20 protein-coding genes are annotated in these 12,950 nt (G+C 36.4%); 8 read left to right on the top strand and 12 right to left on the bottom strand.

The genetic code is table 11. The annotated features are described in order from the left end of the window. Positions 1–3: 3 nt before the first annotated feature. The 4 genes from AC1VU3_RS03600 to AC1VU3_RS03585 are packed head-to-tail and all read right to left on the bottom strand — an operon-like array spanning position 4 to position 1,482. Positions 4–300: a hypothetical protein gene (locus AC1VU3_RS03600; protein ID WP_480387930.1), complete on the bottom strand. Its 297-nt coding sequence runs from the start codon at positions 298–300 to the stop codon at positions 4–6. A gap of 32 nt (positions 301–332) precedes the next feature. Continuing rightward, positions 333–686: a hypothetical protein gene (locus tag AC1VU3_RS03595; RefSeq protein WP_480387929.1), complete on the bottom strand. Its 354-nt coding sequence runs from the start codon at positions 684–686 to the stop codon at positions 333–335. Between the two features lie 50 nt (positions 687–736). Further along, a complete protein-coding gene (locus tag AC1VU3_RS03590) occupies positions 737–1,261 on the bottom strand; it encodes a hypothetical protein (RefSeq protein WP_482982788.1) in 525 nt (174 codons plus the stop codon). Between the two features lie 14 nt (positions 1,262–1,275). After that, positions 1,276–1,482: a hypothetical protein gene (locus AC1VU3_RS03585; protein ID WP_482982787.1), complete on the bottom strand. Its 207-nt coding sequence runs from the start codon at positions 1,480–1,482 to the stop codon at positions 1,276–1,278. Positions 1,483–1,628: 146 nt separating this feature from the next. Between AC1VU3_RS03585 and AC1VU3_RS03580 the strand changes: the two genes are divergently transcribed. From AC1VU3_RS03580 to AC1VU3_RS03565, 4 genes are all read left to right on the top strand, one after another. Further along, positions 1,629–2,045 (top strand): hypothetical protein, encoded by a 417-nt coding sequence (locus tag AC1VU3_RS03580; RefSeq protein WP_480387927.1) that lies wholly within the window; start codon positions 1,629–1,631, stop codon positions 2,043–2,045. A 21-nt stretch (positions 2,046–2,066) separates the two neighbouring features. Beyond that, a complete protein-coding gene (locus AC1VU3_RS03575; RefSeq protein ID WP_480387926.1) occupies positions 2,067–2,528 on the top strand; it encodes a hypothetical protein in 462 nt (153 codons plus the stop codon). Between the two features lie 176 nt (positions 2,529–2,704). Beyond that, positions 2,705–2,932, top strand: coding sequence for a hypothetical protein (locus tag AC1VU3_RS03570; protein WP_482982786.1), 228 nt, complete (start codon positions 2,705–2,707; stop codon positions 2,930–2,932). 377 nt (positions 2,933–3,309) lie between these two features. Then, positions 3,310–3,537 carry a hypothetical protein gene (locus AC1VU3_RS03565; RefSeq protein ID WP_482982785.1) on the top strand — a complete coding sequence of 76 codons (228 nt, stop codon included), beginning with the start codon at positions 3,310–3,312 and terminating at the stop codon, positions 3,535–3,537. Between the two features lie 271 nt (positions 3,538–3,808). On the opposite strand, the gene AC1VU3_RS03560 is transcribed toward AC1VU3_RS03565, so the two are convergent. From AC1VU3_RS03560 to AC1VU3_RS03545, 4 genes are all read right to left on the bottom strand, one after another. Further along, a complete protein-coding gene (locus AC1VU3_RS03560; RefSeq protein WP_482982784.1) occupies positions 3,809–4,855 on the bottom strand; it encodes a hypothetical protein in 1,047 nt (348 codons plus the stop codon). Between the two features lie 114 nt (positions 4,856–4,969). Continuing rightward, entirely contained in the window at positions 4,970–5,203 is a 234-nt protein-coding gene (locus tag AC1VU3_RS03555) for a hypothetical protein (RefSeq protein WP_482982783.1), read from the bottom strand. Between the two features lie 11 nt (positions 5,204–5,214). Continuing rightward, complete coding sequence (locus tag AC1VU3_RS03550; RefSeq protein WP_482982782.1) at positions 5,215–5,460, bottom strand: hypothetical protein; 246 nt, start codon at positions 5,458–5,460, stop codon at positions 5,215–5,217. Positions 5,461–5,509: 49 nt separating this feature from the next. Then, the gene (locus AC1VU3_RS03545) at positions 5,510–6,274 is read right to left on the bottom strand and encodes a hypothetical protein (protein ID WP_482982781.1); all 765 of its coding nucleotides are present in this window, start codon (positions 6,272–6,274) and stop codon (positions 5,510–5,512) included. Positions 6,275–6,380: 106 nt separating this feature from the next. Here AC1VU3_RS03545 and AC1VU3_RS03540 point away from each other — a divergent pair, with 106 nt between their 5' ends. After that, complete coding sequence (locus tag AC1VU3_RS03540; protein WP_482982780.1) at positions 6,381–6,617, top strand: hypothetical protein; 237 nt, start codon at positions 6,381–6,383, stop codon at positions 6,615–6,617. 9 nt (positions 6,618–6,626) lie between these two features. Beyond that, complete coding sequence (locus tag AC1VU3_RS03535) at positions 6,627–6,818, top strand: hypothetical protein (protein ID WP_482982779.1); 192 nt, start codon at positions 6,627–6,629, stop codon at positions 6,816–6,818. Between the two features lie 327 nt (positions 6,819–7,145). Here the strand turns inward: AC1VU3_RS03535 and AC1VU3_RS03530 are convergent, their stop codons facing one another. Both AC1VU3_RS03530 and AC1VU3_RS03525 read right to left on the bottom strand, forming a co-directional pair. After that, complete coding sequence (locus AC1VU3_RS03530; RefSeq protein WP_482982778.1) at positions 7,146–7,544, bottom strand: RDD family protein; 399 nt, start codon at positions 7,542–7,544, stop codon at positions 7,146–7,148. Positions 7,545–7,741: 197 nt separating this feature from the next. Next, positions 7,742–8,326 carry a lipoprotein BA_5634 family protein gene (locus tag AC1VU3_RS03525; RefSeq protein ID WP_480387918.1) on the bottom strand — a complete coding sequence of 195 codons (585 nt, stop codon included), beginning with the start codon at positions 8,324–8,326 and terminating at the stop codon, positions 7,742–7,744. Positions 8,327–8,625: 299 nt separating this feature from the next. Here AC1VU3_RS03525 and AC1VU3_RS03520 point away from each other — a divergent pair, with 299 nt between their 5' ends. Then, the gene (locus tag AC1VU3_RS03520; RefSeq protein WP_480387917.1) at positions 8,626–9,093 is read left to right on the top strand and encodes a hypothetical protein; all 468 of its coding nucleotides are present in this window, start codon (positions 8,626–8,628) and stop codon (positions 9,091–9,093) included. A gap of 77 nt (positions 9,094–9,170) precedes the next feature. Next, a complete protein-coding gene (locus AC1VU3_RS03515) occupies positions 9,171–9,980 on the top strand; it encodes a VanW family protein (RefSeq protein WP_482982905.1) in 810 nt (269 codons plus the stop codon). A gap of 309 nt (positions 9,981–10,289) precedes the next feature. Here AC1VU3_RS03515 and kdpC read toward each other — a convergent pair whose 3' ends face one another. Both kdpC and kdpB read right to left on the bottom strand, forming a co-directional pair. Beyond that, positions 10,290–10,895: a potassium-transporting ATPase subunit KdpC gene (gene kdpC, locus AC1VU3_RS03510; RefSeq protein WP_482982777.1), complete on the bottom strand. Its 606-nt coding sequence runs from the start codon at positions 10,893–10,895 to the stop codon at positions 10,290–10,292. Positions 10,896–10,927: 32 nt separating this feature from the next. Continuing rightward, complete coding sequence (gene kdpB, locus AC1VU3_RS03505) at positions 10,928–12,922, bottom strand: potassium-transporting ATPase subunit KdpB (RefSeq protein ID WP_482982904.1); 1,995 nt, start codon at positions 12,920–12,922, stop codon at positions 10,928–10,930. Between the last annotated feature and the right edge of the window lie 28 nt (positions 12,923–12,950).

Below are 12,950 nucleotides of genomic sequence, written 5' to 3'. Positions count from 1 at the left end.
GCCTTACTTCATATCGTTTAGCTCTGGAATTCTTGGTTCTCCAGGACGCTCGATATAAAACACCTCTATGTTGTCGACATGAATGTACCATATTCGATTTTCTAGCTGGGAAAATTGAGTTGTTTCCACGAACAGTTCAACTGAATCCTCCACAATAGAGAGAATCTCTCCGATAAACATAAACGGGTACGATGGAGTGAGTATAAACACTTTATGACCTATTCCATCCCTAAAGTGGTTAAGCAGTTCCACGTCATGGTTCGTATTAATAGCATGTTGTTCCGAATTAATTCGTTTCATTATATTGTTCCTCCTCCCTTAAGGGTCCTCGGTTATACCAGTGGAAACCTAATGTCACTATCGAAATTAGGTGTAAAGTGGGCAATCTTTTCTAAAGGAATGGATAATGGTGTTGGAAATCTATAGAAAGGCGCATTTAATATTTTTATCGTCACAGGGAACAATGTAATATGACCCCCTTCGACTTCCACTATCGGACCAACAAAAATCGGTCTAAATGTCTGACCCAGGAGGTTCAGCTGTGAAGCCTCTGTGACGATTAATATTTCTTCACCAATAAACCCAGCGAGTTCGTTAATAATAGTGACCTCCACGGTTTCTGAACTACTCTCATCATTGCTTTCTTCTATATTTTCGTCTTCTAAATGCTCATTTGGTCTCTCCAAAATTCCTCTCCTCCTATAAGCAATACATCATGAAATGAAACACCCAGTTCTCATTTGAAAAATTGGCGTATTTTTTCCTTCCCTAACAATGTCAGCAGACTAAAGAACCTTATACTATGAATGGTTGCTATCTGACCTAACTCAACCACTTGTTGCTCCTTTAATAGTGAAATGTGCAGTTTTCCTTCGGTGACAGTTACTATTTTTCCAAATTTCACTTCATTAGCTGTACGAACCTTTACCCAAGTGTTCCCCCAAGATTGTAGACTGGTGGCTAAAGATTCTTCGTAAAATTGCTGAATTAATACGTCTCTTTTCGACACTGTCTCCCCGAAGTTGTATAGCAGCTTATTTCTTAAATCGTTATCAAACAATAAATACTGATGACTGTTCGAAAAGTTTGGTATCCCCGTTGCAATATTAGCTGAATCAATAGAATGATAGGGCAACCAGATCCGCTCATTCAAATTGGTTATCATCACAAAATCACGCCCAACTGAGCTAACTTTGCCAAGCGTTTGTAAGGTATCAGCTCCACATTTCGAATAAATGACCACTTGCTGGTTCCGTTTCATATTTAAAAATCTTTTCAACAATAGTACTTTTTTTTTTCAGGTGCCGCTTCCGTAATTTTTAATAAATTTGCTTGTTTCATATAATCCATGAATATACGGATTTCTTCCGACGATCCGGTCCCTGGAGGTGAAGTCAATCCTTCATCTGTTACATAAATTTCCTCTTCCCTTCCCTTCTCGTTCCTTCTTTTTTCCATCAAAAGCGGAATGTAATCGTTCAACCTCATCCTTGTGTTTAAGAAAACCCCTCCTTGCACAGTACTTCACCATAATGTATGGGAGTAAAGGATTTATTATTCACAAAAAATTTCAAAATGAAGGTAAAAACTACAAGAATCTTCATATGTTAGAAGAGAGGTGAGGAGAATTGTCACAATGGGTCGGTATTTTTTTGTATGGTAATTTTATTGTTGCTTTTATCTCGTATATTTATCTTTTTCAGCATCGAAAACTAATCGGGTTCCACCTTGGTATGAATATTGCTATGGTTAGCGGAGGAGGGTTAGCTTTATTAACAGGAGTCTTATTAATAAACCGCTTTCCCTTGCATTACTTAGAGATTACGATTGCAGCTACATTAGTTGGCATGATTGTAGGAAGCTTGTTTGGTGGGATGTTCGATTATCAAACGCTGTTAACTGGATATATAAATGGTCTGTTAATGGGGATTATGGCTCCAATGGTCGGGGCTGCTGCTTCAGATAGCATCCTTTTTATATTATCTCTAGAATTATTTATAATCGGGTCATTTTTCATGTTGATGTTGTCTTCAAAATTTTCATAGCAAATGGGAGATGTTTCTTTTATGCAGGTTTTTTTGTTTGTTATTCTTCTGGCTAATAGTTTGATTGGATACTTAGGTTTTCGGTTTCTTAACAGGTCAAGAATCTTATTCAGTGATCGATTTGCATTTGTTGTAGCTTTAACAGGCAGTAGTATTCTAGGAATTGTCACCTCCCTTAATCTCTTTCTACTATTTCCTACTAACCTAGGAATGATGAGTGCAATAAACATGACACTTGGGATATTAATAGGAATGGCATTTGGGGCGATACTCAATACACAATCGTTAATAGCTGGATTCTTTAATGGAGGAGTTGCCGGAATGATGGGAACCATGATTGGAGCAGTAGCCTTGAACCCTGCACTTTGTGGCCTTCCACCATCTGCATTCACAGAACAAAGTATCCTATTAGTCCTCGGGTTTTTCAGTTTCTTCCTTTTGTCCCTAACATTCGGCTTACTATGTTTTGCATTAAGAATATAGAAAAGAAGCAGGATGGAATGGTCCAACTAAATCCTGCTCCTTTTCTCTTTAACATACATAATTTGCAAAGAAAATTGTTTTGAGTGGTTTCTTTTGTCTAGATGAACCTCCGTTCCCACAATATACTATATTGTTCCAATTATAAATAAAGTGTTTTTACATGAGGTGGTGAAATGATGAGCGGAAGTTTTGAACAATTGTTAAAAAATATTCCCGTGAACTATCCTATGGGAGTCGTTTTTTTAAACGGGATTGCAGTCGAAGTTGCTAACTTTTCTAACCTAAATACAGAAACAGGGTTAGCATACTTTGTGGATGCGGAAGGTCAGATCATAGTTTTAGACACCAACAAAATCGATGGTGTGGCATTCGGTGAAGCGGAAGTGGAAGAAGAAGGCTGCTGATACTGTAAAGTAGGTGGAGAAATAATCAGTTATATCATCTGATATTACTTGAAGATTTGTTAAGGTTTTTACCTGTTACCATACTCTTTGATTGAATTAGAAGGCCCTACAGCTCACTTCTTGTGTCTGCAGGGCCTTCTTTTTTATCTGGTAAGCCAGGGAGCATTTGTTCTCTTGCTACTTTAAGAAATAGATTTTCTATAGATGTTGTTAGAGAGTAAGTAAACTACATGTTAACTATCATATAAGCTTTGATAGATTTTTTGAAAAATTATTTAATTGTCATTATGTTTGTCTATGTATAAATACATAGCAGCAATATACTATATTATCCCTGCAGAGAAATTAGGGATAATCTTAGACAAGGTGGTGAGAATATGAGTCAAAATTTCGAGAAATTCTTTAAAAAAATTCCGGCTAACTACCCTTTAGGGGTTGTATTCTTGAATGGAATTGCTGTTGAAGTTGCAAGGTTTTCTAACCTAAACAATGACACAGGACTAGCTTTCTTTATAGATGCAGAAGGACTGATTACAGTCTTAGACATCAATAAAATTGATGGTGTAGCATTTGGTGAAGCTGAAGTAGAAGAAGAAGAAGTATAATTTTCTTAATTACACGTCTTGTGCTATAAGAAGGATCGTTAAGACTTTATAAAAGTGCAGGCAATACAAAGTGGCAACTGGTTGCAACTTTGATTAGAGTGATGGGCAAAGATGAATGACTCAGCTTTGGTAATTCTTAGTTTGAGATGAAACAATCATGCCCAAAAGAGATCTCTATCAAGTTGCAACTTTTCTTATAAGCACACGTTCACGACGCCCAATCAACTTTTAGAAATTCCATTGGAGCCACAGGCTTAAACAAATGTATTACTTACCATTCTTCCCCAAGCGTAATACCTTCAATAATTCGATAATCATATTTTTTTACTTTTTCATCCTCGAGAAATAGAGCAACCTTTTCTTGATTATTTACGCTTAAAAATGCGGTTACCCTCTCTTGCTTCCCATTTACGAAAATACTTTGAGCAGGATAATTGGAGGGTAAAATATTTAAAAATAAAGCAAAAGGGTATTGAATCAACTCATTCTCCACGGGTAGCTGCTCCGTTTTTCCGAGTTGCTGTTTCACTTCTTCAATGGTCTCAAAATTAGTGGTAAATTGCTTAGAAAGGATATGAACTTCGTTTTCAGCTTGTACAGGCATTTCACTGCTATTAGAATGGCATTGACTAAGATGTTTCTTAAATTCTTGGTTTATATTGTTTTGTAATAAAATAGATGAATCAACGATTACTTTTAACATTTGATGCTCTCGGACCATTCTCTTCATTTTATTCGCAAGCTTTTCTATGCTTTCTAATGGGAGACTTATTTCAGATTTGGTTTGACTAATTACCTCACTCAGATTTTGAACCCTTTCTTGTTGGCTATTTAATTGGTCCGTAAATAGACTTCTTTCCATTTCATGTTGATCTCTAAATAATTGTTGCTCATGCGTAAATTTATCTATTCGATGTGTAATACCGCTTTCCAATTGACTCATTTCTTCACTGAATTTTTGACTATTCCCCTTTAGATTATCCAGTTGAGTCTTTATGAAAGTATGGTCTGTTTTACTTAGACGGATCTGTTTAGACAAATTTCGGTTATATCTGGCCTGCTGATTGAGTTTAAAGAGCGCTTCTTTATGATTTTGATGCACTGTATCCTTTAATTGATGATGATTACAGATCACTTCTAGTATCTCATCATTTATTTTTTCAAAGTTACTCGCTAATTCATTTATTTGTTCTGTTATTCTTTTCTCGGTATCTAGCTTCTCATTTAGATAAAAGTAATCTTGATTCGAGCTAATGTTTATCCCATTCGCTAAATATGGCTTTGGGTAAGTACTTTGTTGGTCAAAAAAAGTAGACAAACTTCTTTCACCTCTCTTATTTATCCGTATTATATGATAGACGGATAGCAGGGGTGCATATAGGATGGTTATCGTAGGAGTTATTACATATTAAACGAGTTGGACAAAGATATCTCAGATGTATGTATTAATTCTCACCCCCTCTTTGTCCTGAAAAGAGTTATTTTGGGTCTTGGACGAATCATACTGAATCTCTTTGAACCAGACGAGGCTATCTTCTCCTAAGTCAGTTCTAACTGTTGTTAATAAAGTAGTGAGGAAGGATTTATTTTCTTCAAGCTCTTCCAGCTGATCTGCTGATAAATCATGTCCCTCTTTTTTTAATTCTTTCTGCCGAGAGTTTGACATGCTGCAACCCGTTAAGTAAATAAAGGAATTAATAATGGTAGAATAAGTAACCCAACTACAATCCATACGCTTAGCTGCTTGTCGATACGTTTTTCCAAAAGTTGTATTCGACCATCTAATCTGTCCGTAAGAAAACTAAGTGTTAATAGAACCAGCGCCAAAATGAATATTTTAAGCAACATGCTATCTGGTAGCTTAGGTTCTATAAAATAATAGAAGATACTAATTACAAACAAAGCAACAGATATTTGTATCAAGCGAAATATCCTCATACTATTCCCTATTCTTTTTGAAATTGCATCATTTTTAATAGTATGGAGGCTTAATGCCTTCTTCACTATATAAAAATGATGACTCGCGTTCTACGATGTAAGTTAGTATCCATGCTCTCTCACTTTTCTCGTTACCCCATGTTTCCGTAAAGATCACTTTATAGGTACCTTCATCGATTTCCTTGGCACTTGTCTCTCTTTTTACTTGATAGGAATACCCCTCAACTGTCCCTTTCCATTCACCTATCTCCTTTGGGAAATGGTCTATGTAGGTCCCCTCCCCGGAGGTTACATATTGAACGGCTTCCTCCATCGTTAAAGGAGACAATGGTTGAAAAGTTAATCCGTAATAGCCCCAGGAGATGAGAAGAGCAGCGATAGGAATCAGTAAAAACGCCTTGATACTTTTCTCTTCCTTTATTCTTTTCCTTAACCACTTATCGACAATTGCATAAATGACAGCAGCAACTAATCCAAGTAGACCAAATATGAATTCTTGAAAAAGGAGACCGTTCGCTAGCCCAAAAACACCAAGTATGATGACATACAGCCAATCCTGTTCCTTGGACAATTTTCTTTGCACCTTCTCAACACTAATAGATACGAGGTTTCCATATACGAGGATTATTCCCCCGATATACATATAAAAAAGCAGGAAGAACGCGATAAAATCAATCCATCGATAATGTGTCAACCTAGAAATATCCATCAGATATAAAAAAAGAATAGTAACGATTGTAGCTGAAAAGAAAGTAGCAATAAATTTCCTACAGATCAGACTGCCCATTTCTTCCTTCATTAGCTCATCTCTCCACATTTAAAATTCGCATAATTCTAACTATAAATGTAGCATAAAATGGTAAAAAATAGTATGATTGATGAAACTAATTTAACAGGGAGTTCAAATGAAGAAAAATAAAATAATCATGATCGGTATTGTTTCAGCAATAACCCTTCTAATTTTTAATCACTATATGGAAAATAGAGAAAAGGGGTTAGATGTACTAATTGACTATGATTTAACTGATTTTGAAGCTATAGTTTTGAATAATCAGTTCATCTCCCATGATAAAAAACATGCTGAACAAATGGTAGAATTTTTAAGTGGTTATCGAGTGAAAAAGATGAAGGACAGAGAATAGGATAGCAATGTGGCAGGTGAAAAAGGCTTTGACCTAACATTCATTAGTAAGGAGGAAAACCGAGTAATAGTGTATATCTATGAAAAGCGATTAATTTTTTTAAATGGAGGAGACTATTATCATATTCTAAATGGTCCGGTGGATACTACTTGGGTGGATGAGCTACTAAAAGAATTCGAGCCGATAATGGAAATAAAATAATAGTTGTATATGTTAGCAAAATGATTGAAGACACTACGATGGATTATGCTGTCTTGGATATGATAGCATCCATTCAATATCTTTTTTATGTAATTTTTACGACCTGTTATTTGGTGTAAACTTCCTATTTGACGTTAGTTATGAGACTTTCTCGTTATTTATGTCTTCGGTGTATCTGCTTGTATTCATTTTAGTTGTGAGCTTTAAAAAACTAGATATTAAACATGTTTAAGCTAAGGTAGGACAGAACAAATGAGAAGCACTAAAGTTTCTAAACTCTTGAAAAGAATCTTAAGTGTTTTCAACAACTAACTTTCATAAGACAAGTCATCTTCCTGTGTTTTCAACGTAGGTTCCTCCGATAAAATCATGCACTCCCCTTTTATCCTCTCGAAGCATAATCATGAATATACTGGCTATAGCCGACATTCCGAAAGTAATCAAAACAAGGAGATAATTACCCACTACTTCTCTCATGAACATATTGAACAAAGTCACGTCTTTACCGTCTTTCGCACGTTTTATTTTAATTTCACATATCCGCTTCCCTATTACATATCCTTTCCAAAGGACAGGTATGATGGTTAAGTAAGATATATAAATGACTCTCCAGCTATCATAACTCATAGGTTTTATTGGATAAATCAGATACACGCAGTATATAACGATTCCGCATAGTAAGTTTAAAAGAAAATAGTCTATGATATTCGCTTGTAATCTTATCAAGAAACCTGCTCGATTATTGATTACTTATTCCACCTTTCAACTAAGTAATAGATTCTTTTACTATACATACTTAGTGGGTGAAATATTCATGACGAAGATAAAATGTTTTTATTATTTGTAGTAGGCACTTAGATAGTAATTGAACCTATCATCTTAAAATGAAAAAAGATCACCCGATAAATGGGCAATCCCTTCTTTTATTCCTGTATTCTAACTAACTGCGCTTTTTCTACGTCATAACTTATTCCTTGGGCACTTGGATCCTTGTCATATTCTAATATGGCCATCATCTTTTCAGTCCCTTGGAAAGACGCCCAGTCCTCCTCATGAACGATTAAAAACATATCCGCATATGTTCTTCCTTCTCCGATGATAAGATTTCCCTCATAGTTAATTTTTATATCGACGCCTTCAGCAGTGATATCATTCTTCTGTTCCCTGGCAAAAAGTAATCCTTCTCCTTTAGTCACTTTCGGAAGGGATTCAATAGCTTTTGATTTCCCTTTCTCTTGGTTTGTTATTTCTCTAATTAATTTTTTATCAAGTAATGCTTGTGCTGTTTCGTCCGTAAGTATCATGATTTGTTTATTGCCATTTTCTAGAATCTTCATCTGATGCTGTTCTTCTTTTACTAACTCATCCTTCTCCTTATCTATTGTAGCTACAATTTCCTCTTCTTCTCCGTATAGTATTACCCCATTTGCTTTCGCCAACAAATTGCATCCACTGAGAGTAGTTATCGCGATTATGGTTACTAGGAAGCCCCAAATTGTTTTTTTCATTTATTATTTCCCCTTTCTTTGCTATGTGTTCATTATAGGGAAGTTATTGGAACCCAGCCCTCTCTTTAGATGACGTGTAGATGACATTTTTGCAACCTTGAAATAAATATTTCTGCATTTTTCAATTTACTGACATTTAATGGTATTCTTTTATCTAAGAAGAACATCTCGTACTCTAGACTCAAAGGAGCTTTTTTCATGAAGAAAAACATCATTTATCATTCCATCCTGATTATTTCAGAACCCTCTTATATGGACTTAAAAAATATGAATATAGAAAGTCCTTCTGTAAAGAGCCTGTGACAGCGTATTTATATCTCACAAGACCAGTAAGTGAATTTATAGGCATATTGGAATTAGGCAAAGCTCTTCATCCTGAAGATTTGAAAGCTTTATATGTGGAAAATCATCAAATAATGAATCGAATGGATCGCTGTATCGAAAACAAGGAACGAGCAATCATCCCAATTATAAGCTTCCAACTATTTCAGGACCCTATTTCTTTCACGAAAATTAAACAAATGGAATTCGATTTTAAAGTGCCTAGGTCTTTTACATATATCGACGGTAAAGAGATCCTAACTTTATTGGAAAGGCGAGAAACCTACGTAGAGGAATTTTGGCATCAACACGATAGTATTTATGAAGACAACATCGGTGTTATGTGCAGTGAAATGGAAAAGCAGGAGGAATTTATTCGTCTTGATAAAAGGTTTTTGAGTTCAAACAAAGCACATCTGATTAAATCAAGTTATGTTACTAAGTAAAATTGAATATTTCCTAGTAGGTATTAATAAGTTAAATAGAATTGAGCTTAGTAAGAGAAAGGTGGAAAATAATGTGACTGTCTGAAGTTCATCCCATCTTCTATCATCTTCGTATCCAACAGAAAAGGCTATTTCGATCTCTGCTCAACTTAAAAGACACATATAGGTTTGCGACTGAAAGAGCACCATCCATTACGTTCCCCCACTCTTGCAAGAAGCACCAGTCGCTATTAAGGAGGACATTAGGCAATAGCGATCCTGAGCTGCAGGAAAACAAGATAGTAAATCTTAAGATTGCGGCAAGTAAAATAGATGGCGTCATCATTAAGCCTGGTAAAATCTTTTCCTTTTGGAAGCTAGTCGGAAAGGCTACAAAGGGAAAAGGTTATATTGAAGGGATGCAGCTTTCCCAAGGGGAAGTAAAGACGGGAATTGGTGGAGGTATATGCCAGCTTGCGAATCTACTGTATTGGATGGTCCTACATACCCCTCTTGTCGTTACTGAAAGGCATCATCATAGCTTTGACCCCTTTCCTGACTCAGGTCGTACTCTGCCATTCGGTAGCGGAGCAAGCGTTTTTTATAACTACGTAGATTTACGATTTTATAATCCTACTACTACCTCTTTTCAAATAAAGATCTGGGTTACGGAAAAGCATTTAAAAGGAGTCATTTATTCCAATGAGCTAATCCCCTATTCCTTTCATATAGAGGAACGGAATCATCAGTTCGTAAAACAAGACGCGAAAAACTATCGTCAAAATGAAATATGGAGAAAAACGTTTGATAAAAGGACCGGAGATTTAACGAATGAAGAATTACTAATCCGTAACTTTTCGGAAGTGAAGTACCCTATACATGAGATTGTTGAAAGAGAAATTAGCTAGCAAGCTGAAGTTGTGACTAGGATGAGAATTTTTACAAAGGGAAAAGAAAATGAAAATTAGTAGAACAAACGACTTTGAATTAGTAGCTAAATTGAACAAATATGTTCGTGATTTACATATAATTCTTTTTCCGGAGTATATACAAAGACATTCATTCTAATGCTAATTTCATAAAAGAGGTGCGAATTGCACCTCTTATTTTTAATGCTCATGTAAATTTTTTATTTCATAATCGAACCGATTATCTTCTTAATGCTGTTACGTACTTTACAATTAAATCTTACAGCCAGGTGGAAATTTATCTAAAATTTATTTTAAAATTCCATCTAGCATTAAATTCACCTTTAATACATTGACGGTTTTTTCGCCAAATATCCCCAAAAATTTTACATCAGTACATGCTCGAATGATGTTTTTGACTTCTTCTATCGATATGTCATTATTTTCTGCTAGGCGTTCCACTTGGTACATAGCAGCGGCCACTGAAATTCCTGGATCTAGGCCACTGCCTGAACTTGTGACTAAATCTACTGGAATCGGTTCACCCACCTTTGTGGGATGCGCCTCTAGAATCAAATTTACACGTTTCGCTACTAAGGATTCAAATTCCTCACTTGCAGGGCTTAAATTTGCAGGATAAGCATACATCACCACATTTCCCTTTGCATCTTTATATGTGGCTGTATCCAGTTGCATTATTCTTCCCCACATGTAAGAATCCTCAGTAAATTGCTGACCTAGCAGTTCCGATCCATACACCTTCCCATCAACCTCTAGTAAACTACCATTCGCTTTTTCAGGATATACCATTTGCGCAAACGCAGTCATAAGCAATGGATAGATCCCTCCACAAATGATTGTAAATACGACAAAAATACCGATTGCTCTAGATACAGTTCCGTTAAACCGTTTCATTTTTAATACCCCTTTCTAAAAAAACTAGACTGTTAAATAAAAACTGCCAGTGACATATCGATTAATTTAATCAACAGGAATGGTGTAACAATCCCTCCAATGCCATAGATAAGTATATTTCTCGCTAACAACTTATTAGCTGCGACTTCTTTATACTTCACCCCTCTAAGCGCTAAGGGAATCAGTGCAATAATAATGACAGCATTATAAATAATCGCTGATAATATCGCACTTTCTGGAGTGTGTAATTGCATAATATTTAACTCATTTAATTGGGGATATAAGCCGACGAAAAGGGCAGGAATAATCGCGAAATATTTCGCTAAATCATTCGCAATCGAAAAAGTTGTTAAGCTTCCCCTTGTCATAAGTAGTTGCTTTCCTATACGCACAATTTCAATTAGCTTCGTTGGTGAAGAATCCAAATCCACCATATTACCAGCCTCTTTCGCAGCCTGTGTGCCCGTATTCATGGCAACAGCTACATCTGCTTGAGCAAGAGCTGGTGCATCATTCGTACCGTCACCTGTCATGGCTACTAGATGCCCGTTTCTTTGAAAATCTCTTATCATTTCGAGCTTTGCTTCAGGCGTTGCCTCTGCTAAAAAATCATCGACACCTGCCTCCGCTGCAATTGCGGCAGCAGTGAGAGGATTATCCCCTGTAATCATAATCGTTTTAATACCCATTTTACGAAGATCCGCAAATTTCTCTTGTACCCCTTGCTTCACAATATCCTTCAAATAAATTACACCTAATATTCGAAAATTTTGCGACACAACTAGCGGTGTCCCACCTATTTCAGCTATTCGCTTCACTGCATCCTCGCACGCCTTACTGTACGTACCACCATTTTGCTCTACATACTGCTTCATCACTTCAGCTGCACCTTTTCGGATTTCATGTCCTTCAAAATCCACACCACTCATGCGCGTTTTTGCACTAAATGGGATAAATTTCAAAGCAAGTTCCTTCATAGAACGACCCCGTATACCAAACTTCTCTTTTGAGAGAATGACAATACTTCGTCCTTCTGGTGTTTCATCAGCCAATGATGATAATTGTGCAGCATTTGCTAATTCTTCTGGTTTTACTTCATCAACAGCTATAAATTCTGTCGCCTGACGATTTCCAATTGTAATTGTTCCGGTTTTGTCGAGCATTAAAATATCTACATCACCTGCTGCTTCAATTGCCCTCCCACTCATCGCTAGAACATTCGCCTGATTTAATCTGCTCATACCTGCAATTCCGATGGCTGAAAGTAGTGCGCCTATTGTTGTTGGTGCTAAACATACAAGCAATGCAACAAGCGTTGTTACTGAAACAGGATTATTTTTCTCTGCTAAAATTGCAGAAAACGAAGAGAACGTATATAACGATAACGTTACTAAAATAAATATAATCGATAAGGCAACAAGTAACATTTGAAGTGCTAATTCATTTGGTGTTTTTTTCCGTTGTGCCCCTTCCACCATTGCAATCATTTTATCTAGAAAACTTTCTCCAGGAATACTTGTCACTTTAATAATCAGAGCATCTGAAATGACTGTTGTTCCTCCCGTCACAGCACTACGATCTCCACCGCTTTCTCGGATTACTGGAGCAGACTCACCAGTAATTGCACTTTCATCAACAGATGCGGCACCTTCAACAACTTCACCATCCGCTGGAATTTGTTCACCCATACGTACTAGAATAAAGTCACCCTTTTGTAACATCGCAGAGGGAACGATTTCTATCGTATTTAAATCATCGAGACTCTTTAGCTTATTTGCCGCTACATCCTTTTTGGCAGCTCTCAATGTATCCGCCTGCGCCTTCCCCTTTCCTTCCGCGATTGACTCTGCAAGGTTTGCAAATAGAACTGTAAACCATAAAATAAGTGCAATAGCCAACGTGTAACCAGAAGCTGCATCTTGAATACCAAATAACGAGAAAATCCATAGCAATGAAGTTAATATAGAACTAATATACACAAGTAGCATAACGGGATTTTGTGCTTGATATTTCGGATGAAACTTCATAAAGGAATCCTTTACAGCCCTCACAAGG

This window comes from Psychrobacillus sp. Z16_25 (assembly GCF_056856695.1).
The sequence above is the reverse complement of the archived record's forward strand: the minus strand, read 5'-3'. Positions and strand labels throughout refer to the sequence as shown.